Annotated in this window: 27 protein-coding genes and 1 pseudogene; 15 read left to right on the plus strand and 13 right to left on the minus strand. The window is 35.2% G+C overall.

What is annotated here, in order from left to right; translation table 11 throughout:
- The first annotated feature begins 361 nt into the window (after positions 1-361).
- The 8 genes from AC0L0O_RS28410 to dnaB all read left to right on the plus strand — a co-directional run bounded on the left by AC0L0O_RS28410 (position 362) and on the right by dnaB (position 6,347).
- Entirely contained in the window at positions 362-544 is a 183-nt protein-coding gene (locus AC0L0O_RS28410; protein WP_233462297.1) for a hypothetical protein, read from the plus strand.
- Positions 545-700: 156 nt separating this feature from the next.
- Positions 701-1,039, plus strand: coding sequence for a magnetosome magnetite crystal formation protein family (locus tag AC0L0O_RS28415; protein WP_437403407.1), 339 nt, complete (start codon positions 701-703; stop codon positions 1,037-1,039).
- Between the two features lie 3 nt (positions 1,040-1,042).
- Entirely contained in the window at positions 1,043-1,294 is a 252-nt protein-coding gene (locus tag AC0L0O_RS28420; protein ID WP_000808330.1) for a hypothetical protein, read from the plus strand.
- An 8-nt stretch (positions 1,295-1,302) separates the two neighbouring features.
- Positions 1,303-2,046 (plus strand): MerR family transcriptional regulator, encoded by a 744-nt coding sequence (locus tag AC0L0O_RS28425; RefSeq protein WP_283730449.1) that lies wholly within the window; start codon positions 1,303-1,305, stop codon positions 2,044-2,046.
- A gap of 52 nt (positions 2,047-2,098) precedes the next feature.
- Positions 2,099-2,419, plus strand: coding sequence for a nucleoside triphosphate pyrophosphohydrolase (locus AC0L0O_RS28430; RefSeq protein WP_437403410.1), 321 nt, complete (start codon positions 2,099-2,101; stop codon positions 2,417-2,419).
- Between the two features lie 238 nt (positions 2,420-2,657).
- Entirely contained in the window at positions 2,658-3,875 is a 1,218-nt protein-coding gene (locus AC0L0O_RS28435; RefSeq protein WP_473786216.1) for an S-layer homology domain-containing protein, read from the plus strand.
- A 325-nt stretch (positions 3,876-4,200) separates the two neighbouring features.
- Positions 4,201-5,064 carry a DnaD domain-containing protein gene (locus tag AC0L0O_RS28440; protein WP_429778815.1) on the plus strand — a complete coding sequence of 288 codons (864 nt, stop codon included), beginning with the start codon at positions 4,201-4,203 and terminating at the stop codon, positions 5,062-5,064.
- On the plus strand, positions 5,061-6,347 hold the full coding sequence (gene dnaB, locus AC0L0O_RS28445; protein WP_473786217.1) for a replicative DNA helicase: 1,287 nt from the start codon (positions 5,061-5,063) through the stop codon (positions 6,345-6,347). The genes AC0L0O_RS28440 and dnaB overlap by 4 nt, the downstream gene beginning before the upstream one ends.
- An 88-nt stretch (positions 6,348-6,435) precedes the next feature.
- Here dnaB and AC0L0O_RS28450 read toward each other — a convergent pair whose 3' ends face one another.
- Positions 6,436-7,221 carry a TrmB family transcriptional regulator gene (locus AC0L0O_RS28450; protein ID WP_473786218.1) on the minus strand — a complete coding sequence of 262 codons (786 nt, stop codon included), beginning with the start codon at positions 7,219-7,221 and terminating at the stop codon, positions 6,436-6,438.
- Positions 7,222-7,483: 262 nt separating this feature from the next.
- Between AC0L0O_RS28450 and AC0L0O_RS28455 the strand changes: the two genes are divergently transcribed.
- Positions 7,484-8,251 carry a TSUP family transporter gene (locus AC0L0O_RS28455; protein ID WP_070171243.1) on the plus strand — a complete coding sequence of 256 codons (768 nt, stop codon included), beginning with the start codon at positions 7,484-7,486 and terminating at the stop codon, positions 8,249-8,251.
- A gap of 172 nt (positions 8,252-8,423) precedes the next feature.
- Here AC0L0O_RS28455 and AC0L0O_RS28460 read toward each other — a convergent pair.
- Positions 8,424-8,813, minus strand: a pseudogene (locus AC0L0O_RS28460) (hypothetical protein); the annotation flags it as partial.
- Between the two features lie 128 nt (positions 8,814-8,941).
- Here AC0L0O_RS28460 and AC0L0O_RS28465 point away from each other — a divergent pair.
- Entirely contained in the window at positions 8,942-9,097 is a 156-nt protein-coding gene (locus AC0L0O_RS28465; protein WP_000346676.1) for a hypothetical protein, read from the plus strand.
- Between the two features lie 171 nt (positions 9,098-9,268).
- On the opposite strand, the gene AC0L0O_RS28470 is transcribed toward AC0L0O_RS28465, so the two are convergent.
- Positions 9,269-9,844 (minus strand): TetR/AcrR family transcriptional regulator, encoded by a 576-nt coding sequence (locus AC0L0O_RS28470; protein ID WP_042511654.1) that lies wholly within the window; start codon positions 9,842-9,844, stop codon positions 9,269-9,271.
- 142 nt (positions 9,845-9,986) lie between these two features.
- Here AC0L0O_RS28470 and AC0L0O_RS28475 point away from each other — a divergent pair, with 142 nt between their 5' ends.
- Entirely contained in the window at positions 9,987-11,462 is a 1,476-nt protein-coding gene (locus AC0L0O_RS28475; RefSeq protein WP_473786219.1) for an MDR family MFS transporter, read from the plus strand.
- A gap of 41 nt (positions 11,463-11,503) precedes the next feature.
- Here AC0L0O_RS28475 and AC0L0O_RS28480 read toward each other — a convergent pair whose 3' ends face one another.
- From AC0L0O_RS28480 to AC0L0O_RS28495, 4 genes are all read right to left on the minus strand, one after another.
- Positions 11,504-12,031, minus strand: a complete 528-nt coding sequence (locus AC0L0O_RS28480; RefSeq protein WP_283729587.1) for a permease — start codon at positions 12,029-12,031, stop codon at positions 11,504-11,506.
- Positions 12,028-12,510, minus strand: coding sequence for a hypothetical protein (locus tag AC0L0O_RS28485; RefSeq protein ID WP_000606996.1), 483 nt, complete (start codon positions 12,508-12,510; stop codon positions 12,028-12,030). The genes AC0L0O_RS28480 and AC0L0O_RS28485 overlap by 4 nt, the downstream gene beginning before the upstream one ends.
- Positions 12,503-12,844, minus strand: coding sequence for a PadR family transcriptional regulator (locus tag AC0L0O_RS28490; protein WP_000683180.1), 342 nt, complete (start codon positions 12,842-12,844; stop codon positions 12,503-12,505). The genes AC0L0O_RS28485 and AC0L0O_RS28490 overlap by 8 nt, the downstream gene beginning before the upstream one ends.
- A 200-nt stretch (positions 12,845-13,044) precedes the next feature.
- Positions 13,045-13,170 carry a YjcZ family sporulation protein gene (locus tag AC0L0O_RS28495; RefSeq protein WP_000540385.1) on the minus strand — a complete coding sequence of 42 codons (126 nt, stop codon included), beginning with the start codon at positions 13,168-13,170 and terminating at the stop codon, positions 13,045-13,047.
- A 199-nt stretch (positions 13,171-13,369) separates the two neighbouring features.
- Here AC0L0O_RS28495 and AC0L0O_RS28500 point away from each other — a divergent pair, with 199 nt between their 5' ends.
- Entirely contained in the window at positions 13,370-13,636 is a 267-nt protein-coding gene (locus tag AC0L0O_RS28500; RefSeq protein WP_000013666.1) for a hypothetical protein, read from the plus strand.
- Between the two features lie 438 nt (positions 13,637-14,074).
- A complete protein-coding gene (locus AC0L0O_RS28505; RefSeq protein ID WP_001034150.1) occupies positions 14,075-14,857 on the plus strand; it encodes a hypothetical protein in 783 nt (260 codons plus the stop codon).
- A 32-nt stretch (positions 14,858-14,889) separates the two neighbouring features.
- Here the strand turns inward: AC0L0O_RS28505 and AC0L0O_RS28510 are convergent, their stop codons facing one another.
- The 3 genes from AC0L0O_RS28510 to AC0L0O_RS28520 are packed head-to-tail and all read right to left on the minus strand — an operon-like array spanning position 14,890 to position 16,274.
- Positions 14,890-15,147, minus strand: a complete 258-nt coding sequence (locus AC0L0O_RS28510) for a DUF4176 domain-containing protein (RefSeq protein ID WP_000432147.1) — start codon at positions 15,145-15,147, stop codon at positions 14,890-14,892.
- A gap of 12 nt (positions 15,148-15,159) precedes the next feature.
- Entirely contained in the window at positions 15,160-15,378 is a 219-nt protein-coding gene (locus AC0L0O_RS28515) for a hypothetical protein (protein ID WP_000622725.1), read from the minus strand.
- Between the two features lie 20 nt (positions 15,379-15,398).
- Positions 15,399-16,274, minus strand: a complete 876-nt coding sequence (locus AC0L0O_RS28520) for a WXG100 family type VII secretion target (RefSeq protein ID WP_000925809.1) — start codon at positions 16,272-16,274, stop codon at positions 15,399-15,401.
- 524 nt (positions 16,275-16,798) lie between these two features.
- Between AC0L0O_RS28520 and AC0L0O_RS28525 the strand changes: the two genes are divergently transcribed.
- Positions 16,799-17,383: a CGNR zinc finger domain-containing protein gene (locus AC0L0O_RS28525; protein WP_001158432.1), complete on the plus strand. Its 585-nt coding sequence runs from the start codon at positions 16,799-16,801 to the stop codon at positions 17,381-17,383.
- Positions 17,384-17,500: 117 nt separating this feature from the next.
- On the plus strand, positions 17,501-18,055 hold the full coding sequence (locus AC0L0O_RS28530; RefSeq protein WP_000368835.1) for an HPP family protein: 555 nt from the start codon (positions 17,501-17,503) through the stop codon (positions 18,053-18,055).
- A gap of 381 nt (positions 18,056-18,436) precedes the next feature.
- Here the strand turns inward: AC0L0O_RS28530 and AC0L0O_RS28535 are convergent, their stop codons facing one another.
- The 3 genes from AC0L0O_RS28535 to AC0L0O_RS28545 all read right to left on the minus strand — a co-directional run bounded on the left by AC0L0O_RS28535 (position 18,437) and on the right by AC0L0O_RS28545 (position 21,602).
- Positions 18,437-20,293 (minus strand): alpha/beta fold hydrolase, encoded by a 1,857-nt coding sequence (locus tag AC0L0O_RS28535; protein WP_001261134.1) that lies wholly within the window; start codon positions 20,291-20,293, stop codon positions 18,437-18,439.
- Between the two features lie 58 nt (positions 20,294-20,351).
- Positions 20,352-20,918 (minus strand): TetR/AcrR family transcriptional regulator, encoded by a 567-nt coding sequence (locus AC0L0O_RS28540; RefSeq protein WP_001072297.1) that lies wholly within the window; start codon positions 20,916-20,918, stop codon positions 20,352-20,354.
- Between the two features lie 417 nt (positions 20,919-21,335).
- The gene (locus tag AC0L0O_RS28545) at positions 21,336-21,602 is read right to left on the minus strand and encodes a YmzC family protein (RefSeq protein WP_000400978.1); all 267 of its coding nucleotides are present in this window, start codon (positions 21,600-21,602) and stop codon (positions 21,336-21,338) included.
- Positions 21,603-21,734 lie beyond the last annotated feature (132 nt).

Genomic DNA, 21,734 nt, shown 5'->3' on the forward strand with positions numbered 1-21,734 from the left:
AAAGAATCATTTGTATTTAAATAATGTTCAACGGCATTTCTTTTTAATTCGAATTTATATTTTCTAGACATAATAAAACCGCACCTCCAATTGTTAGTTATTTGTCTAACAAATTGGGTGCGGTTCAGTTTGAGGTGGTTTTTGTATTGTTAATCATGTTGAAACTTAGAAATAATAGAAGGTCTTCCTTGTCAAGTCTTCTAAAATTCTTGAATGATTTTTATATAGATAAAGGTGAGGGGAATTCATAATTAGAGAAAAGTTTAGTGTTTAAAGAGTATGTATATAGTTGATCTTTTAATTTAGTGGGGGGTATAATAAGAGAATCATAAAATTGAAAGGAGGAAGAGTGTTGAACTTTATGATTCTTTTGACCGGTATTTCAATTTTATTTCTTCTCTATTGGTGTGTTGTGAATCAATATATTGTTGTTAAATGGAATTTTATTGTTAAGAAATTTAATGAAAATATAGCGTTTGGGATGTTTATTACATGTATGTTATTTTGGCTGCAGTATGTATTTCAAATGTTTTTTGATAGATGATTAGTTTTTTATGAGGTAAATAGACACAATGGAGTATGTAAGATACTTCATTGTGTCTATTTTTTCAGAACTAATTATAGTTTATTTCTTGCACCTTCCCCAACGTCACCCCCTAACCTAAAGAAGACAAATCAAAAAGGGGGGACGAAACCACTTATGAAAACCACCACAAAAGAAAAAAGAAACACCATCATCATGCTATTACTCTCAGCTGTAATAGGAATCTTTTCACCACTACTCATGTACATCACACTGGCACGTAAAAATGAGGTGTACAAATATCATTGCCGAAAGGCGTTCAACTTTCATTTGTTAATCTTTCTTCTATTTAATATTAGTTCGCGTATTAGTGATGTTTTGTTTTGGATTGTATTTGTTCTTGAGGTCGTTCAAGTGATCATTATTGCGTGGAAAGTAATACGCGACGAACCATATCGTTATTTCATTCGAATTCCGTTATTTAAAGAGGATAAGTACACGGTGGAAGGAGAATAGGTGATGAAACAAGAAGTGGAGATAAGGAGAAAGCGAATTTTTATTATGATTGCCGTGTTGTTTATTGCTATTTATATTGTTTTACGAAGAAGAAAGTATGAGTACTTTTATGATGGTATTAGTGAGTATGAAAATCGTTATAGAGGGAATGTTTCTTTTGTATTATTTGTTGTAGGTTTGTTTCAATACTGTAGGCAGAATGAGATGAGTTTTTCTCATATGCTTCAGTACGTGAAAGAGAAGTTATCGGAGTAGGTGATGATATGGCTTGGATGATTAGTGAGTTTGCAAGTGTTGGGGATGTTACGGTGCGGACGCTTCGTTATTATGACAAGATTAATTTATTGAAGCCGAGCGATTATACTGAGGGAGGTCATCGGTTATATACGAAGGATGATTTGTATGTGCTACAGCAAATTCAATCGTTTAAGCATCTTGGTTTTTCGCTTGGGGAAATTCAAAATATTATATTGCAGCGTGATATAGAGAAGGAAGAATTTTTAAGACAAATGCATTTTCAAAGAGAGATGCTGTTGGCAGAGCAAGAAAGAATTGCGAAGGTGCTTTCGCATATGGATGAGATGACGAAGAAGTTTCAAAAGGAAGAAAGAGTAAATGTTGCTTTGTTTTCTTCTTTTCTGCAAACTTTTATTTGGGAGAAAGAAAATAAGGAATGGTTAGAGGAACATTTTTCAAAGGATAGTGTTCAGTCGTTTTATAATAATAAGGAACTAAAAGAGAAGTTTGATCGGCGCTTTATGGATGTGATAGGGAAGTTAAAAAAGTATAAGGAAGAAGAGAAGGATCCGAGTCATCATGAAGTTCAAGTTACTTTGAAGGAATTTTTCAATGTAATAGAAGAGGTAACGAACTATCTTGATACACCTCAAAGTGATATAGAGGATATAATCCAAAAATCAAACCTTCCACTATCCGAATTCCCAACCCTCTTCACAACTGAAGAAGAAAACTATATAAAAGAAGCAATGCAGCAGTTTAACAACTAGTTAAGCTGCTTTTCCATTATAATAGAAGAAAAACCAAACGGAGGAAAACCACATGCCAACCTACAACAAACTAATCCGAGACAAAATCCCACAAATAATAAAAGCGAACGGAAAAACACCCACAACAAGAATCCTACCCCAAGACGAATACATAAAAGAAATCTGCAAAAAAACACAAGAAGAATTAATCGAATACCTAGAAGCAACAACGAAAGAAGATAGGCTAGAAGAGCTATCCGACCTCCTAGAACTAATAAACGCCCTAGCCGAATACGAAGGCACGACACTAGGAGAAATAGATAAAATTCGTAGAAAGAAAGCAGAAGAGCGGGGCGGATTCCAAAATAGAATCTTCTTACAAGATGTTAAGTGATAGATTTAACTGGCTGTAAAAGCCTGATTGACTTAATTCACAATCCGTGAGTGATGGATACTCCGCACGGATTCAAGTTCCATTTTATTATTTAGAGGTTCTTTTATTTTGTATGGAAATGTTTTTCGTTTAATGTCCTTGGTGATTATAAGTGGAATTAATTGTAATTAAACTAAGTCAGGAGAGAATTTATATTGTATAATGTGTATAAAATGATAATCGAGATGAGGGGTTAAGTATGAATAAAAATTATAAGAAGTTAGCTGGAGTTGCAGCAACTGCTGTAATGGCGGTTACGATGGTAACAGGCGGAGTACAGGCACAAACAGTAGATACTATGCAGGTAAGCGAGGTTGCAAATGTACAAGGGATTAAGCTGTACAACGTACCTATTACGTTTGATAAGACAGAATATACAATGAAAAAGGGTACAACGGGTGTTTTAAATAATTTACTAGATTTACTTGGTGTGAAGGCAAAGGTACAGACTCCAGAGGGGCTTCGAAGTCTAGAATATTATGTAGATTATGAGTTTAGTTCTGTGGATGTAGACAAAGTAGGAGACTACCGTGTTGTGTTTGTCTTGGATAGAAAAGATGATGATGGGAAAGCAAGGTTTGTAGGTAAGGGAGAGGCTGTTATCCATGTTGTAGATAATAGAGTTCCTACTTTTACGTTTAAGAATGGAGAGATGGTTGCCCATGTAGGTGATACGTTCAATCCTTCTGATTACGTTACAGCTACAGATGTTGAGGATGGAGATATAACGAGTCGGATTAAGGTATTTGATTCTAAAACGGGTAAGCTATTGGGAGATTTAAATCAAGAAGGGACATACAAAGTACAATTTACGGTTAAAGATAGTGATGGAAATCTGACTGTGGAAGAGAGAACGTTAAAGGTGCTACCGAAGAAGGAAGATGGAAAACAATCCGTATTTAAAGATGTCCCGAAAGATCATTGGTCTGAAGACGCAATTAACGATTTAGCAAAAAAAGGTTTGGTTAACGGATACGGTGATGGAAGATTTGGACTTGGAGACAATGTAACGCGAGGTCAAGTGGCTTCATTAATTAGTCGTTATATGAATTTAGGGGACGTACAGGGTAGTTCAATGTTTACAGATACAAAAGGTGATATGTTCGAGAAGGATATTGAAAAAGTAGGTCGTATGGGAATCATGGTAGGTGACGGTACTGGGGAATTTAGACCGAAAGATACTTTAACGCGTTATGAAATGGCAGCTGTAATGAAGAAGGCGTTTAACTTAGAGACACAAAGTAATGAAAACTATGTAGATGTACCAAAAGGTCATTGGGCATATGACTACACTCGCATTTTATATGGAAACAAAATTTCGATAGGTGTAGGTAATGGTAAGTTCGCAGGAGATGCAGTTGTAAAACGTGAACAGTATGTACAATTCCTATATAACCAAATGATAAGAAAAGCTTAAGTTACATATTAGGAGAGAAGCGGGAGTAGAGATGCTCCCGTTTTTTTATTAGGCCATGTAAAGAGTGTTAATTCATAAATAAGAAAATGAGTATGTTTATAAAAACGAATGATGCTAACCCCTCCTAAGCCCCTTACAAGCCCCTACCAAGTAATAAATCACTAAGAAAAAACATAACAAAACAAAAACACCAACAAACACCGTAGTAGTAGTAGTAGTAGTAGTCAAAAAAATTTAAAATAACACGCCAAAAACTCAGCCCTCCTTCCTATATATAGTACAAAGAGGAAATTTTCATTTTTGAATTAGGACGGGAGGAATTAGGATGGCGGTGTATCGTACTGTACAGGTGAATTTTTGGCAGGATGATTTTGTTTTGGATTTGACGCCGGAGGAGCGGTATTTTTATGTGTACTTATTAACTTGTTCGAAGACGACGCAGTGTGGGATTTTTCCTTTTCCGAAGCGGTTAGCTGAGATGGAGACTGGTTATAATCGGGAGACTGTTGATAAGCTTGTGCAACGCTTTGTTGATTATGGAAAGATTCTTTATGATGCGGATACGCGGGAGTTATTCGTTTTGAATTGGCTTCGTTATAATCCGGTAACAAATACGAATGTGGAGAAGTGTGTGCTTCGTGAGCTTAAGGGTGTGAAGAATAAGGAATTTGTACATATGTTTCTTCAGAAGTGCGTAGAGGAGGAGCTGAATGTTCCGATGCTTTTAGCGCATTTCGGTATGCCGAGTGAATTGGCTGTGGATGATGTTGAGCCAGTTTGCGAGGAGACAGAGGCGGAAGGAGAGGTTATAGAGGAAGAGGCGGGAAGTCGCGTGTTTTCTTTTTATGAGCAACATTTCGGAAGTTTGTCTCCGCATACTGTGGAGGAACTGAGTGCGTGGATGGAAGATTTGTCAGAGGAGCTTGTGCTGAAGGCTCTTCAGATTGCGTTTGAGAATAATAAGCGGACGGTTGCTTATGTGAAGGGGATTTTGAGAGGGTGGCACGGGAAAGGGTTTACGAAAGTGTGTGAGGTTGAGGCGGATACGGCGAGCTTTAGGAAGAAGGAGTCGTCTGTTAGTACGGGGGAGACGGAGGAGTTTTTGGCGAGGTGTGAGGAGTGGGAGAAGAATGCACCGTCAGAGGAAGAATTGCAGCGCTTTTTAGCGGAGCGCGGGTGGCGTCCATGAGTATTCAAAATGTGGAGGCGGAGAAGACGGTGTTAGGTTCTCTACTACTTGATGGAGAGCTTATTAAGGAGTGCCGTTTGACGGAGCAGTATTTTTCTCTGTCGGTACACAAGTCTATATTTCAGTTAATGCGAAAAATGGAAGAAGAGGGGCAACCGATTGATCTTGTGACGTTCACTTCTAGAGTGGATCCGAATTTTTTGAAGGGGATCGGGGGACTGGAGTATTTTATAGGGTTAATGGATGGTGTGCCTACTACTAGAAACTTCCCGTATTATGAGGGGCTTGTTCGAGGTGCCTGGAAAATGTATCAGGCCGGTGTTCTCGGGCACAAGATGGGAGAGCGTCTTATTGCGGAGAAGAATGAGAAGATTATTGGTGAGACGATTACGGCACTTTGTGAGTTAGAGGAGAAGGACTGTGTATGTGAGTTTGATTTGAAGGATGCGCTAGTTGATTTATATGAAGAGCTGCATCAAGATGCGAAAGAGATTACTGGTATTGAGACTGGTTATACATCGCTAAATAAAATGACGTGCGGATTGCAGGAAGGTGATTTTGTTGTTCTTGGTGCGCGTCCTTCTATGGGGAAGACTGCGTTTGCGCTAAATGTTGGACTGCATGCGGCGAAATCTGGAGTAGCAGTTGGATTGTTTTCATTAGAGATGAGTAGTAAGCAATTGCTGAAAAGAATGGCATCTTGCTTAGGGGAAGTGTCAGGAGGCAGATTGAAAAATCCGAAGCACCGTTTTGCGATGGAAGACTGGGAAAGGGTGAGTAAGGCGTTTGCGGAGATTGGTGAGTTGCCACTTGAGATTTACGACAATGCAGGTGTTACGGTGCAAGATATTTGGATGCAAACTCGTAAGTTAAAGAGGAAGCATGGAGATAACAAGATTTTAATTATTGTAGATTACTTGCAGCTTATTACGGGCGATCCGAAGCATAAGGGCAATCGATTTCAAGAGATTAGTGAGATTTCTCGTAAGCTTAAGTTATTAGCACGTGATTTAAATGTTTGTGTAGTAGCGTTGTCGCAATTGTCTCGTTCTGTAGAGTCACGCCAAGATAAGCGACCTCTTTTATCTGATTTAAGAGAGACAGGACAAATTGAGCAAGATGCGGATGTCATTATGCTTATGTATCGCGAAGATTATTACGATAAGGAAACGAAGCAGAAAGAGATGACGGAGATTTACGTGGCGAAGCATCGGAATGGGCCTGTGGGGAGTTTTAAGCTGCGGTTTTTGAAGGAGTTTGGACGGTTTGTGGAGGGGAAATAGTGAAAAGACTTGAGTATTACTTTGCATATAAAATAAAGCATAAGTTTTCCATTGTATTCACTTATGCTTTATTTTTTGAATATGTTCCTTATTTCCCCATAAAGAAAGATTTTCTCTCCGCAGTAATCCATTGCTCCAAGTCATCTTGGCTACGTCGGACAAGTCGATTCACTAAAACATCATGCCATACATAATCCTCTAATAAGTATATATGAACGGGGTCATCTGTATAAAAAGCAACATTACGCTCTTCAAGTGATGGGCCATAAATCATTTCTTTAGAATCTATTGATAAAATAAACCAATGCTCTGTAGAGAGGGTTTCTGTATAAGTTGTTATACGATGGGCTTCTAGATTTTTAATAGGATTTTCAACATGCAAGGTAATGCCTTGTACTGTGACTTTATCAGCTACCTCAGCTAGGTCCTCTTTTAACGCTTCATACATTTCATCCCACATCGAAATGACAATACGTTTTTCTGCTTTTTTTATTAATGTTTGACAGTAGCTAATGATTGTTTGATTGTCTTTTAACGTAATTACTCGATTATCCGTTTTTTCCTCAGAAGTTTCTAGTTTTTTTAATGAATCACTAATTCCCTCATAAGTAGACTGCCATTCTGATTGAGCCTTCTGTAAAAAGATTTCAACAGGTAGAGGTGAATAGCGAGTAGTGTCATTTATTTCTTCTTTCATGACAATTCCTTTTTCTACAAGGTTACCTAAAATCTCATAAATTCGCGCTCTTGGGACACCCGAATCTTTACTCACTTGATAGGCTGTGACAGGCCCCTGTTTCACAAGAGATACATAAGATTTAGCTTCATATTCATTAAAACCAATTTTTTTAAGCTGTTGCACTATGTAGTCCACTTTTTTTGTCCTCCGATGTTTGCTTTTATCCCGCTTTAACGGGCAGTAAGACCCCCACCTCAAAATTCAGCGGAAGCAAAGAAGTTAGGTGGGGGTCGGGCTGCCCGTAAAAGCCCGATTGGTGAGGGCTGATAATCAGTGGGGATGAACAAAACCCCCACTGATTAAAATTTCACTTTATATTTCAACGTTACAATAACTCTTTACATTTAGCAAATTCGTAGTTACTATTACAATAGTGACTAAAGGGGAGGCTACTAGTATGGATTTTTATTTAGACCCATCTGTATTAATGATTTTGATTGTTTTTGGATTTGTAGCTGCATTTATTGATTCAGTTGTAGGTGGTGGTGGATTGATTGCCTTACCAGCTTTATTATTTACAGGATTGAATCCAGCAAGTGCAGTAGCCACAAATAAGTTAGCATCAACAATGGGAAGTGCAACTAGTAATATTGTGTTTTATCGTTCTGGTAACCTTGATTTGAAATCGGCTTTTAAATTATTTCCAATCACTTTTATAGGTTCCATAATAGGGGCATGGACCGTTCATTTAATGAATCCAGAAGTGCTGAAGCCATTAATGCTGATCATGCTTGGTGTGGTCGCTATTTATACGATATTCAAAAAGGATTGGGGTAGTATTTCCACTCATAAAAAATTGTCTGGTCGACACGTCATTATTTTTACCTTTTTTATTTTTGCTATTGGTTTTTATGATGGATTTCTAGGTCCTGGTACAGGTTCATTTTTAATGTTTTCTCTTTTATTTATTGGGTATGATTTTTTAAAAGCAGCAGGTACGGCGAAGTTTCTTAATTTAGGAAGTAACGTTGGTGCATTGTTGATGTTTATGTATGTAGGGCAAGTAAACTATGTGTATGGTTTTATAATGGGGATTGCTCAAATTGCTGGGGGAATCGCCGGCTCCAAATTTGCTATAAAAAAAGGCAGCGGGTATGTTCGCGCCCTTTTCATTACAGTAACTTGTTTGTTGTTAGCGAAAAATCTGTATGACTATGTGCAGTAAGTAATCAAAGGACGTAGAAAAGGTCAAATATGTAGATTACATAAAATATAAGAAGATATTAGGAGGAAATTCCTTTTAACATTTTTCATTTGAACGTTGTAGCCATCATATAGCTATAACGTTTCACATTTTTAAAACAAGTAATATTTTATTGGAAACTGCTGTAACCCTTAAGCATGTGGATCGATACATGTGAAAGCTCACCATATGTATTACATTTTTTATGAAGAAATAGAAATACTTCTAAATCAGCATTTGTAATACCGTATAGCTTATGTTTTCTGCCTTCGTTTTTATCAAATGCACTTATTTCATCTACAATTTTTTTCATTTTCAGTGAAACAGATGGCTTTGCTTTTGCAACAAATCCCTCTTCATCTGCAATTCGTTCTTCGTAGGACATTAACTTCACAATGTCTTCTAGGTAAGTATCTTTAAAATTGTAATACTTACCTTCTAAAGCGTCTACTAACCTTTGCCATGATTTAATTGTTACAATTACTGGTGTTGTTGTTTCACCATTCAAACTACATTTGTTCTTTATAATGAAAGATCTTGCCATCTTTTTCACCTCCTTTTATTTTGTTCACATAATATCTTTACAATTATTTGATAAAATAAAGTCAACTGCATATTGTGAGGGTGGGTGGTTATCCCTTCTTTCTATTTGGAAGGAAAGGAGGTGATAATATGGACTTTTTGTTTGATCTTGTAAAAGAGTTTGTCAAAGCGACTGTGCGCGAAGTTTCAGCGTATTTTTTGCGGAAGCAACTTCTAGATAAGGACAACAAAAAACCCACTCCGCGCCGTAGGAAGCAGAAGGGTGGGTTTCGTAAAAAGAAATAGCTTATAATAACTACCACCCATACGGTAGCAGTTAGGGAAGAGATGTTAGCGCATCTCTTCTTTTATTATATGCCATTTTAGTGGATGTCATACTTATATAGTACTCTACCGAAAATATATCATATTCCTATTTTATGGTCAATTTGATTGCATGATTGAAAAGGTGTAGTCCTATTCCTTTTCAAACTGAAAAATATCCCGATTAATAAGTTGATGGAAATACTTATCCATTTCAGCTGCAGGCAATTTCCTTTCATTTTGAAACCACCATGAGCTTAATGAGTTGATTACCCCTGAATAAAATTCCGTTATTAAATCGTTTGGCATCGTATGATTTTTACAAAGGCGATTTAGCGCTTCGGTTTCTTGTTTTCTTGTTTCGTGGCTTAAATACTGAATGCAGCTATTGAATTGTTCATCAGACATTTGTGTCTCTAATATTTTACCGATTTCTTCATGGTGAAGGAATTGTTCCATCACTTGAAATGGTTTGCTTAATCGATCTAAAAGAGGTATTTCGGCAACTATCTTGCTGTATCGTTTAAATCCAAATGTTAATAAAGCATCTTTATCTTCAAAGTGTTTATAAAAGGTTGTTCGGTGTACCATTGCGCGTTCACAAATTTGGTTAATCGTGATCGTACTATATTTCTGTTTTGATTGCGTCATTAATTCGAATAAGGAATCCCATAGTAATTTATGTGTACGTCTAATACGTAAATCAATTTGTTTTTCATTATCGTTCATCTACAATTCTCCCTTTTTGTAGATTAAGTATACAGTGGCTGAAAATTGATTCTCCCTTTTTAATCTACATATGTATATTATATTACATGTGTTTGGGTTTATATAAAGCTTTTTGATTAAGAAATAGGAGGAGAATCTGCAAATGAATATGACAACTAAGAGCCCTGCAAGTGGCAAAGTTGATACTTCTAATATGAAACATACCCCCATTTTAATCGCATTACTTTTAGGGGCAATGGTTGCATTATTAAACGAAACGTTACTTGGTAATGCATTAACAGTATTAATGAAAGAATTTGACGTAACAGCTTCAACGATTCAATGGCTTTCTACAGCTTACATGTTAGTAGTTGGGGTTTTAGTCCCAATTACAGCGTTACTTCAGCAATGGCTTACAACGAGGCAGATGTTTTTGATCGCTATGGTAACATTTTTAGTCGGTACATTAATTGCGGGATTCGCACCGACATTTTCCGTTTTATTAGTCGGCCGTATCGTCCAAGCTGTAGCGACCGGGTTAATTTCACCGTTATTAATGAATACGATTTTAATTATTTGTCCGCCTGAAAAACGTGGTGCCACAATGGGGTTGATCGCACTTGTGATGATGTCCGCTCCAGCAATTGGCCCTACATTATCTGGAGTAATTGTGGATTCATTAAATTGGCGCTGGTTATTCTATATTGTTATTCCTATCGTGATCATTTCAATTATGATTGGAATGAAGTACATTCAAAATGTTTCTGAGTTAACAAGACCAAAAGTAGATTATCCATCTATCCTTTTATCGACATTAGGATTTGGCGGGCTTGTGTATAGCTTTAGTGCATCAGGTGATTTAGGGTGGTCTGATACGAAAGTGTATGGTGCTTTAATTGTTGGGCTTATCTCATTAGGTATTTTTATCGTGCGACAATTAAAAATTGATAATCCAATTTTAGAATTACGAGCATTTAAAGTTCCGATGTTTACATTATCAGTCGGATTAATTGTCATTGTGATGATGTCGTTATTTTCAACGATGACTTTATTACCGATGTTCCTACAAACAGTTTTACTCGTTACAGCTTTTAAATCAGGAATCATCATGCTTCCAGGAAGTGTTATTAGCGCCATAATGGGACCAATCGCAGGTAAACTATTTGATAAATTTAGTCCGAAAGTTATTATCGTTCCCGGCATTGTGTTAGTAGGAATTGCAATGTTCTTATTTAAAGGCATTACTCCTGATACATCAATAGTACAAATTATTGTGATGCATAGCGTATTAATGGTTGGACTCATGTTTGTCATGACAGCACAGACATACGGCTTAAATCAATTAACACCAGATTTATATCCGCACGGAACAGCGTTGTTTAATACTCTGCAGCAAGTAGCTGGCGCAATTGGTACAGCTATCTTTATTTCGAAAATGTCTTCAGGAACAGCTAGCTATATGGAAAGCTCCGCAAATCCAATGGACCCAGTAGAGAAGTTAAACGGTTTAACATCAGGGTTCCAAGGTGCATTTGCACTTGGGTTAATCTTTATTGTTGTTGCTTTTATTGTATCCCTATTCTTAAAAGAAGAGAAAAAGGGAGTAGAAGTAAAGGGAGTTTTACAGAACGAAAATTAAGGTTTATATAAAAAGACATCTTTCAGAGGGAAAGATGTCTTTTACATTTCCTCCATAACATCATACCGAAGCAACTCTCCCTGATCATAAAACCTCTCAAAAATAATCCCCATTACATAGAAAAATACTAGCCCGAAACCAATATGAATGAGTGTAAAAGTTGCTCCAAATGAAGAATATTCATACACGAGAATTGGCAATTTCGCAGTTGTCCAAACGCCTAAGAAAAATACGATGTACCGAATGCTTGCACCTTTTTTTAAGAGTAGTGCTGCGATTGGAAAGGCGACATAGAGGGGACCAGCTGCAATGCCTCCTAATAATAGAGAAAATAAGATTCCGTATATACCTGATTTTTTGCCCATATATTTCATGAGCGTTTCTTTTTTCACCCACTGATCAAGTAGCCCTACAAATAGTAAGACAGGAGGGAGGAGAAACAGCATATCTAAAATGCTATTTCCAGTTAGTTGCAATGCAGTCCATCCTAAAGATTGATTTATAAACGTTAATATGAAGAGCCCGAGTAGTAAGATGAAAAAGAAGCGATATCTTTTTAATTCTTTCATACCATCACCATCCAAATGATATAGGAAAATAGAAGTGACATGAGTAATGCGGCTGCATTACGTGCATAAGCAAAGCTTCGCCCGAATATCTTTTGTTCCATTGGCAATGTTGTAATTCCTACTGACATGAGTGTAGACATAAGTGCCGCAACTTGAGGTAGGCCTGCACCGTGTTGGACTAACGTATGACCAAGAGGGAACACGACAAAGCTTGGAATAAGTGCAACGGAGCCGAGTATTGCTGAATACACAATGCCGATAAACCCTGATTGCTCCCCAATAATAGAAGAGATAAAGGACGGCGTTAATATAGAAAGCGATAAGCCAACGAAAAGCATGATGGAGAGCATCGCAGGGAGAAGGTTGCGAAACATTTTCCATGACTTCATTAAAGCATCTTTCGTTTTCCTGCGGTCCTTCATAAAAGAAATCCCAGTAAGGATAATGGCTAAAGTGTAAAGAATCACGCCGTTAATCATGATCGGATTCCTGTAAGTCTTTATATTTGCCCAGGAAAAAGGATAAGTTCTTCATTTTTTCTTCAATATCCATTTGAAAATCTGCCAGTTGTTCTTTTCCAGCAGGCGTAATTTTGTACATCTTTCTCGGTTTGTCTTGATAATCTGTACTTACATAAGATTCAATCGCACCTTCGTTTTCTAATTTTTTTAGCGTACGATATAAAATGGCACTATCGATTGGATTGATGGGAAGTTCTTCCTCGCACTTTTGCAGTAATTGCCCGCCATAGTTATCACCCTCAGCTAGAAATAACAAAAGAAATGCACCTGTGTGTCTTCCTGTATGTTTCATGGATCTTCCTCCTAGAATGAATTATAATTAATACTGTTAATGACAGTATACTGTTGTTAACAGTATATGGTGCATGATGTGTTATGTCAATTTTAAAAAGTTTAATTTTTCATAGTAGTTTTTAGCACTTGTAAGCTATTAATATGTATAGGGCCTGTACATCCAAAAACAAAAAAAGACACTCTCAAGAGTGCCTTCCTTTAGCAGCCGAATCCGCCGCCCCAACAGCTAGCGCCAACGATGATTAATAAGATAAAGAGTACAACAAGTAAAGCGAAACCGCCGCCGAAACCGCAGCCTCCACCACAAGTACCGCCATAGCCCATATTAACTCCTCCTTCCATAAAGACCATTAATTAATGGATTTAATTCACTTTATGTTTTTACAGATAATCTTGAGCAGGTCCTTTTGAAAAATAAAGGTGTTTGGAATTTTATAAGAGTTGACGACATTATTTTTGTCACCGCTATTCGGCTGATGACATATTGTATTTTATTCTGTGTATTGGGGGAAGGAGGATCTTTATGGCCAATTCTGAAATGATTTTACGATTACTTACGGATTTAAAGATTGAACAGCAAGCTTTAAAAGAGCAGTTGGAAAAAATACAAACAGCTGTGAATACTCTTGAAGAAAAATCAGCGATTGTGGAAGAAAAACCAAAGGTTATTAAAGAAAAACCAATGATTATTGAAGAAAAACCAGCTGTTGCTGCTGCAAAGCAAAGAGCTCATTCTGGACGCCCAACATCTTTTCGTGCTTGGAGAGCAGCTGCTCAAAAAAATTCATAAAACTATAAGAAAAGAAGACATCAATTAAGATGTCTTCTTTTACTTGTACAATCCAAATGATGTTAAGAAGGTATATCCATATTGCTTTAAAAATAAGAAGAAAATAACGATTGTCGACTCCTTTTTTAGTATAGCATGTAATAATAAAGATTTTTTATGAAATAATGCATATATATTAATTATAGGATTTTTTGTATATATTTTAGTTATCTTTTATTTCTCTTTACATATTACATGTAAAGGATTTCTTATGAAAAGAAAACTATTGAATAAAGAATCGGAAACGTATATTCAGGACAATACAGACAGTAGGTTATCAAAAGTTGTCTAGTGTTGAAACAAAACTTATCGGTTCATTGGCTATATTACTTGCTGAAAAAATTATCATCCTTATAATTAAGATGAAAGCATTCGTAATATATGGGGGAATAACAAGTAATGAATAAAAAGGCAACATTTAAAATAGGGGCAATGTTTACCATTTTATTAATGGCATGTTTGTTTTATGGATATAGGAGTTTAAATAGTTTTTTAGTCTGGAATGAACTCGGTGATATACAGATGATTTCAAGTGAAAAAGAGGCTGCAAATGGTATATATTTTGTAAGGGGAGAGATATATTCTGAACGTGTAACAGGAGATGAAACGCTACTTGCTGATGGATATGCGGTAGTGAATCGAATTCAAAAGAAAAAAACGACATACTATACACAGACTTCTGCACCAAATCGTTCGTTATGGAGTAACGGCCAAGTAACAGCTTTTTATAATGAACCAATACATATCGGAAATAAAGAATTAAAATTAATAAATAAAGAAAATGTGTCTTTGGAAACTCCCTTTATGGAATTAAATGATCAGAATGTAATTTCAACAAGAATAAATGATATTCAGGCGAATGCTACAAAGTTAGCAGATGGAAAAAAACGCTTTTATTCATTTAGAGCAGTAGAAAATAAAGAAAATGTAGTTGTACTTGGAACAGTAGATGGAAAAGTAATAAAAGAATTACCTAGTAGGTACGGGAAATTTGTTCATATAGGAAATACGAAGGAGCAAATTATAGATAGCTTAAAGACTGGTAATAACAAAAATTGGATATATTTCGCTGTGCTTATTATACTAACTAGTATTAGTGGATTCGTATTTTATATGTATGGGAAAGGAAAATGGACAAAAGATGTTTTTGTTTTTACATTTTTCGGACGGAAGATAAATTAAAGAGGATGCATCTTTGCATCCTCTTTAAAAATTCATATGAGTTCTTTTCGTAAGGAAAGTTCTTCTTCATTTTCGTATCCAGTAAATAAAATTTCTTCAATTTGTATATGATCGAAAAAAACATTATAATCTTTTGAAAGGTTACCATAAGGATAAAGACAACCAACATAATCCCAAATTTTTTTTTCGTTAGATTGTTGTTGTTTTCTTCCATAAATCATAACTTTTTGTTCTAGTCCATAAATTGTAATAACAGTGCCAATTGGAAGGAATTCTTTTGTATTCTCCATGATATATCTCCCTTAGTATTTTTTACGAATTTCATATTTTTTATAAATAAATGCAATTACTTTATAAAGGATAAACCAAATGATAAGGAATAAAATTAATACAAAAGCTATATTTTTAATTTTCGAACCAATATCTAAATCGGATAAAAATGAAATAGAAATAATATTGATTATACAAATTAATGTTCCAAAACCGATAAAAATTTTTTTTATAGTTTCAAATGAAATCATGAAAGTACCCCTTTTTTACATTAATTGTGTTTATTTACGCCTAACTTAAGTCCTAATCCAAAAGGACCTACTCCCAGGCTTCCGTGTGCTTCTCCGCCAGAATTACTTACTTTTCCTCCAGCTGCGATACCTAAACTACCGTAAGAGGCATCTCCACCAACAGTGATTTCCCAATTCCCCCATATAGGTATTTTGAATTCACCTTCTACTTTAGCTCCATCTATTTTTGCTGCTAGTTCTCCTCCGCCAGCACCTAATTCTGCTTTGGCTTCACCATGTAAAAATTCTGTACTTACACGCCCTTGTTCGCCATCATATGAAAAATCAATGAGGGATGCATCGGCAGATGCTTCAAATTTCCCCTGTTCCATAGCTAATTTAGCTTCGCCACTTACCAATTGTTCATGAAGTGTACTTTCCTCCGAAAATTTATATCCAGCATCTACTACAGCCCCTTTAGCTTCACCACCAATTTGTTCACCTGCTAGGATTTTAGAGGGGATTGAATCAAAATTTTTCGGGATTTCTCCAGTTACTTCATATGTTAAGGTGTCCCCATACAGTCCACTTTCTATATAATCTTTACTAGTTTTTAATAGATTAGAACTCTCTTCAAATATATAACTTTCATCTGTATCCCTAAATTTTTCGGCAATTTGCGCAAGTTTTTTTTCAATATATTCTAGCTTGTCTACGTATGTATCAAGTATGCCTTTTGAAAGATTGAAAGATATAAAAAAGTTTTGCGATGATAAACCATACCAACAGTTATATAGCATATCAATATCTTTTTTGAGATTTTCATGTTTCATTTTTGCTTCTATGCCTGCATGGTGAAAATTTTTTGAAATTCTTTCAAGTTCTTCAGGCGGAACTTTTATTTCATTTAGTAACATGTTTAATCCTCCCTTAATAGAAAAATAATAACATAATAAATTTTCGGAATCTATATATTGTTATGATAATTATTTTTGAATAGTAATAGATGAAAAATAAGGGAGTAGTGTGAAGTATATACGAACTAGTGAATTTATGTTTTAGCTCTTGAAAATTATGTGTTAAAAGGTTAAAAATGGTAGGGTTATTCAAAAAAACCTCTCCCCTCAATCATATTATTGAGGGGAGAGGTTTTTTTGAGAACGTTTCTAATGATGCGATTCATCTTCGTTTTAAACCGTTCCCCACAAATGATAAACCATACCGAAGACAAAAAATGCGAGTCCTACAAATAAAACGATTAAAGCAAGCATTCCATTTTTATTATGTTCCATACAGTCAGCTCCTTTTTAGTTATATAGAAAAAAGCCTTTAGTCGTAATTATGGCTAAAGGCTTTGATCTTCATACTGTGTATTTTATAAAAAAGTTGTACTTCTGTATTAATTTGGAATATGATTATTTAAAGAGTAGGTGATGAGTACATGCAGGAAACAAAACAATTCCCGCTTATATCTGGAAATCTCTCATTAGATTTAGTGAATACAGAGCTAGTTAGGCGTGGACAACGTTATGATTTATTAATAACAGATGAAGATGTATTAGAATGGCTACATGTAATAAAGGTTAATCTGCCTTTTTGGAATGAAAAAACACTTATAGGAATTCAAGAACGAATGGATCAAGTTACATCTAGCATATTAGAGGCAAGAGAAGTACTGAGAAAACAGTTTGAGACAATTGCTGATCAGCACGAAATTTCTAATGATTTTATTACGTATTTGGAAAAACAAGTTGAGAAGGCACCATTTACATATAAAGTAATTGAACAGAGTCTAGTACCTATCCCAGTTGGAGAAATTGAGGATGTACTCGTATCGATAATTGCATTTGATGCTTTAACCTTAGTAGCAGAAAATAAACTTATTTTCCTTAAAAGGTGTTCAAATCCCGACTGTGTTTTATTATTTATAGATAAAAGTGGGAAACGAAAATGGTGTTCTATGAAAATATGTGGGAACCGAAAAAAGGTAGCAAAATTCCAGGATCGAAAATGTGAAGAAGTTTAGGGGATCAACTTATAGCAGTTGATCTTTTTTTATGTATTTTAAAACTAACCCCTAAAATTAATATTGACCGGTTAGTTTGTTTGAAATATAATTGTTGGTAAATAAAGGAGGAGAACGATGGATAATATAACAGCAGCTAAGCAGAAAGAGGCTCCACCAATAAGTGTACGATATTTTGCAAAAATGAAAGGGAAAGGAAGAAGTCCGTTACAAGTGAACATAAAGGACTCTTTGACGGGACTATTAGGAGGGTTTTTAACAATTCTCACCTTAACATATTTAACGAGTATAACTTCTACAGAATTGTTAATGGCTCCATTTGGGGCGAGTTGTGTATTAGCGTTTGGAGTTTGGAATGCACCGTTATCACAGCCGCGTAATATTATTGGAGGACATTTAATTTCAACTTTTATTGGTCTATCAATATATCATTTGTTTGGGAATGAATATTGGACAATTGCTTTAGCAGTTGGGATGTCGATTGCTATTATGATGCTAACAAGAACAACGCATCCTCCGGCAGGGGCTGATCCAATTGTCGTTATTTTAGGGGCATACAGTTGGAGTTATTTAGTAACACCAGTTTTAGTTGGTTCTCTTGTTATTGTAGTTATTGCTCTATTCATTAATAATATGAGTAGTAAAAGAAGCTATCCAACATTTTGGATATAATTTGTAAAACGAAAAACAATTTGAGTAAGTATTCCGTTTTTACTATGTTTTAATTTTTATATAGAAAAAAGCCTTTAGTCGTAATTATGACTAAAGACTCCATTTCTCAAACTTTTTAATTTAAAGAGAAAAGACACCTTAAGGCGCCTTCCTCCGAATTGAACCATCTTAATTTTAATAATATGTATTGGACTCCCATCCGAATATTATTTTACCCCTAGAACGAAAAATTGTGCTTACTTGTAATAAAAATCTCATTTTTTCGTTTTGGGGTGTTATAAAATCTTGAAGTTGATGGGCATAGGGTGGGGCCCAAAAACAGTACGATTTTATTTCAAAGACACAACGATCTTACTACACACTTTTATTTATCCCACACTCTCATCTGCTAGTATTACTATTTTTTATTACTAATGTTGCCGTTTCACTCGGATGGCTAAGAGGAAAATGATGGCCATATGGAACAAAATCAACCTTACCAAGATGCGATGGAGCAGAATAGGCTCTGTCATAATCCCCCCAAATAATGTGAAGATTATACTTTGTTACTTCATTGAAATCACCTTGATCGTTTTTCAGTAGTAAACTGTTAAGCTGAACCGTAGTATTTAAAATTCTAGGAGAAGTAAAACTGTTACTTATTTTTTCAATATAATGCTCAGGGATGCTCTCCATACTTTCAAACAAACCATTACTTAATAAATAACGCCCTATCAAATTAGTAGTTGCTAATTTTAATGTCCATTTGTTCATAAATTGAGGAACATTTAGCGATTTAGCATTTTTTTTAGCAACAGGTGGCTGAAGTAAAGTGATTGAATACTTCTTATCTATGTACTCTTGTACCAATGCTTCCAGAAGAATAAACGCACCGAATGAATGTCCAATTAGATGTGCACCATTAGTAGCTTTCTCCAATAACCTTTTCACTACATTCAAATAGATATCTAGAAGATTTTTCTCTCGTTTAAAAGGAGAACGTCCCAAACCTGGAAGATCCAAGATCCATACAGGTTGACCAGTTTTTTCATGAAGCTCTTGTGCTAAAGGAAATAAATCCTCTCCATCACTCAATAAACCATGTAATAAAATAAACGGTTTACCCTTTCCTTGTAATTGGTAAAAGGTAGTGTTATCGCATAATGTTCGTTTAAATAAATGATTATGCCGGCCATTTTGATACATCATTCGATAATCCAGATCAGCTACTACGGCAGGGAAAAATTTCATTACACTCGTCTTCTTAAACCAATCTCCTCCCATAATTTTTTTCGCTGAAACATTTGAAAATTTTTGTTTTGTAATAAAAGTCAGTCCATCAGAAGGAATTTTTGTTATTTTACTTCCTCCACTATTCATAATTGCTTTCATAAATGGCATTGGAACAGAGATTTTTGGTGCCCTCATATTCATACTTTCCGACATAATACTTAATAATTCAGCAATGTTTTGATCGTGCTGTTTGTCTTCAACAAGTGTATATGTTTGAATAGTCGGTTGCTCCAATCTGAAAACCTGTACAATAAACTTCGCAAGCTCATCGTTTGAAATAAGTGGTAACCTATATCCCTTACCTCCAGGAATCACTGGCATGAGCCCTCTTCGCATACTCATCACCAGCAAACCTAATCCTGCTATCTGCTCTGTACTCCCTGTTTTACTACTACCGACCACAGTTGGCGGATTAATTACAGAAAGCGGATAACCTACTGCTGATGCCTGCTGACGGATATAAAGATCTGCTAAAAATTTTGTTCTCTCATATGGATTTTTTATTTTCAAATAATTGTTTCCTTCTTGAAACACATCAATTGCAATCTTACTATTTGTATCATCAAAGGGACTCATATAACCTACAACATGAATAAATTGTTGCAAGCCCTTCAATTGATGAATACTTTTAGCTAATTCATTAATATGTTTGGCGCCATTTAAAAATACGGAAGCTGCCTCTTTACTTGTTGCTTGAATATCCATGGGGCCTCCTGCGTGAATAATCACATCCGTTTTCAATACCCGCTCCTTATCTTCAGCGCTTAGACCTAAATCTATTTTCGTCAAATCACCTTCAATAAAGTGCATGAATGCCTTTTTTAAGCTGCCTCTTTCTTGAAAAATGCGTATTGCTTTGCTTTTCGACCTTACTAAAAGAAGAATTTTAACATCCTCTTTGGCTAATTCTTTCACTAATTGCTTTCCAATAAAGCCTGTTCCACCAGTTAAAAATACTGTTCTCATATAAAATCCCCCTTATAGTACTGTTTAGTACTAATTTGATGTAAAAAAAAAGCTTCTTTTATCGAAGCAATTTAAAAAAATGATCTGCTGTTTTCGTGATTACAGTTGCATCTTTCAATGTTTCTGAAATAAATAACGCTCCTTCAAGATTTGTAATAAAAAGTGATGCAACCTCATCAATATTAATCGTATTTCTGAATTCTCCATTCTCTACCCCTTGTTTAAGTAATAGAGAAACTTTCTCTTGTAATCCTGTAAAAAAAAGACCTATTTTTTCTTTTATTTGCGTGGCCTGTGTAGGACTTTGAATATAAAGAGTAATAAATGGACAGCCCCCCTTATACTCTCTCGACTGAACTCCTTGTGATAATTGCTTTAAAAACAGTTGGATACGATCTTCAACCAAAAATTGGTTCTGAGAAAGTACGTCATCAATTGCAGATTGATACATTTCAATCCAATAATCAACGACTCCTTCTAATAATTGTTCCTTATTAGAAAAGTGATAATACACATTAGACTTTGAAACTTTGCTTACACGTACTAATTCATCCATACTTGTATAAGCAAACCCTTTTTCTAAAAATAATGTTGCAGCTACTTCAATCACACGTTTTTGATTCATTAATTTTACCTTTGTCATAACTAGAACTATATAGTACTAATTTAAATATTGCAAGTATTTATGTTAATTTTTAAAAAAGTTTGATTAAAAAAGTTCCACCAACATTGATTTTACTGCAAAAAAATCTTATTTTGAATAAAGTTGAACTGAACCCCGAAATTGTTAATTTACTATCGTCTAATAGGGGTCACCATACATGTCCATCAACTTAAGAAAAAATGCCCGGCTTCTCAGAATAACTATCTTTAGAGAAAGAAAGTTTTAATTTAGGGGGATATGAAAATATTAGCTTGATGGTGATGGAGTATTACCAACGAGTCGCTTAGAATTGTAAATCTGTCTTTTCATAATCCTACTCCATAAAGAAAAGACACCCTAAAGTGCCTTTTATCAATTTGAATTATTTATTGTATATAATCAATATTCGTTAGCATAAAACTCTTTTATTAGTTTTATTTCATTTGTATCTGGATCAAACTTAAATATTTTAATTTGATTAGATTCGTCTTTGTATGCAAATGTATGATCGCCAACTTGGGTCATATTACTAGTGTTTAACATAGGATCGCTACTATGGTCAGTGATTTCTACAGGTTTCTCACGGTCCCAAAATGCGATGACGATAATTAAGATGATAAGGCATATACGTATGTTACGTAATTCTCTTGCAACAGGATGTTCCATTTGATCGTCTCCTTTGTCACGTAATAGATTTTGTTTGTAAAAGAGAGAGTTTATTGGAATAGAATATAAATAAAAAAGACACTTTAAAAAGTGTCTTTTTTATTTGAGTTATGCGCATTGCTTAATAAGACG

Source organism: Bacillus sp. GS3m_15504, assembly GCF_055825275.1.

Excerpts from the sequence above, each read along its gene's own strand:
- AC0L0O_RS28540 (WP_001072297.1), bottom strand. The coding sequence starts at position 20,918 with ATGAATCAAAAACGTGTGATTGAAGTAGCTGCAACATTATTTTTAGAA.
- AC0L0O_RS28485 (WP_000606996.1), bottom strand. The coding sequence starts at position 12,510 with ATGATTAACGGCGTGATTCTTTACACTTTAGCCATTATCCTTACTGGG.
- AC0L0O_RS28495 (WP_000540385.1), bottom strand. The coding sequence starts at position 13,170 with ATGGGCTATGGCGGTACTTGTGGTGGAGGCTGCGGTTTCGGCGGCGGT.
- AC0L0O_RS28545 (WP_000400978.1), bottom strand. The coding sequence starts at position 21,602 with ATGGAACATCCTGTTGCAAGAGAATTACGTAACATACGTATATGCCTT.
- AC0L0O_RS28470 (WP_042511654.1), bottom strand. The coding sequence starts at position 9,844 with ATGAACGATAATGAAAAACAAATTGATTTACGTATTAGACGTACACAT.
- AC0L0O_RS28475 (WP_473786219.1), top strand. The coding sequence starts at position 9,987 with ATGAATATGACAACTAAGAGCCCTGCAAGTGGCAAAGTTGATACTTCT.
- dnaB (WP_473786217.1), top strand. The coding sequence starts at position 5,061 with ATGAGTATTCAAAATGTGGAGGCGGAGAAGACGGTGTTAGGTTCTCTA.
- AC0L0O_RS28465 (WP_000346676.1), top strand. The coding sequence starts at position 8,942 with ATGGACTTTTTGTTTGATCTTGTAAAAGAGTTTGTCAAAGCGACTGTG.
- AC0L0O_RS28510 (WP_000432147.1), bottom strand. The coding sequence starts at position 15,147 with ATGGAGAATACAAAAGAATTCCTTCCAATTGGCACTGTTATTACAATT.
- AC0L0O_RS28500 (WP_000013666.1), top strand. The coding sequence starts at position 13,370 with ATGGCCAATTCTGAAATGATTTTACGATTACTTACGGATTTAAAGATT.
- AC0L0O_RS28480 (WP_283729587.1), bottom strand. The coding sequence starts at position 12,031 with ATGAAAGAATTAAAAAGATATCGCTTCTTTTTCATCTTACTACTCGGG.
- AC0L0O_RS28420 (WP_000808330.1), top strand. The coding sequence starts at position 1,043 with ATGAAACAAGAAGTGGAGATAAGGAGAAAGCGAATTTTTATTATGATT.
- AC0L0O_RS28515 (WP_000622725.1), bottom strand. The coding sequence starts at position 15,378 with ATGATTTCATTTGAAACTATAAAAAAAATTTTTATCGGTTTTGGAACA.
- AC0L0O_RS28525 (WP_001158432.1), top strand. The coding sequence starts at position 16,799 with ATGCAGGAAACAAAACAATTCCCGCTTATATCTGGAAATCTCTCATTA.
- AC0L0O_RS28415 (WP_437403407.1), top strand. The coding sequence starts at position 701 with ATGAAAACCACCACAAAAGAAAAAAGAAACACCATCATCATGCTATTA.
- AC0L0O_RS28530 (WP_000368835.1), top strand. The coding sequence starts at position 17,501 with ATGGATAATATAACAGCAGCTAAGCAGAAAGAGGCTCCACCAATAAGT.
- AC0L0O_RS28435 (WP_473786216.1), top strand. The coding sequence starts at position 2,658 with ATGAATAAAAATTATAAGAAGTTAGCTGGAGTTGCAGCAACTGCTGTA.
- AC0L0O_RS28425 (WP_283730449.1), top strand. The coding sequence starts at position 1,303 with ATGGCTTGGATGATTAGTGAGTTTGCAAGTGTTGGGGATGTTACGGTG.
- AC0L0O_RS28505 (WP_001034150.1), top strand. The coding sequence starts at position 14,075 with ATGAATAAAAAGGCAACATTTAAAATAGGGGCAATGTTTACCATTTTA.
- AC0L0O_RS28440 (WP_429778815.1), top strand. The coding sequence starts at position 4,201 with ATGGCGGTGTATCGTACTGTACAGGTGAATTTTTGGCAGGATGATTTT.
- AC0L0O_RS28535 (WP_001261134.1), bottom strand. The coding sequence starts at position 20,293 with ATGAGAACAGTATTTTTAACTGGTGGAACAGGCTTTATTGGAAAGCAA.
- AC0L0O_RS28455 (WP_070171243.1), top strand. The coding sequence starts at position 7,484 with ATGGATTTTTATTTAGACCCATCTGTATTAATGATTTTGATTGTTTTT.
- AC0L0O_RS28410 (WP_233462297.1), top strand. The coding sequence starts at position 362 with ATGATTCTTTTGACCGGTATTTCAATTTTATTTCTTCTCTATTGGTGT.
- AC0L0O_RS28490 (WP_000683180.1), bottom strand. The coding sequence starts at position 12,844 with ATGAAACATACAGGAAGACACACAGGTGCATTTCTTTTGTTATTTCTA.
- AC0L0O_RS28430 (WP_437403410.1), top strand. The coding sequence starts at position 2,099 with ATGCCAACCTACAACAAACTAATCCGAGACAAAATCCCACAAATAATA.
- AC0L0O_RS28520 (WP_000925809.1), bottom strand. The coding sequence starts at position 16,274 with ATGTTACTAAATGAAATAAAAGTTCCGCCTGAAGAACTTGAAAGAATT.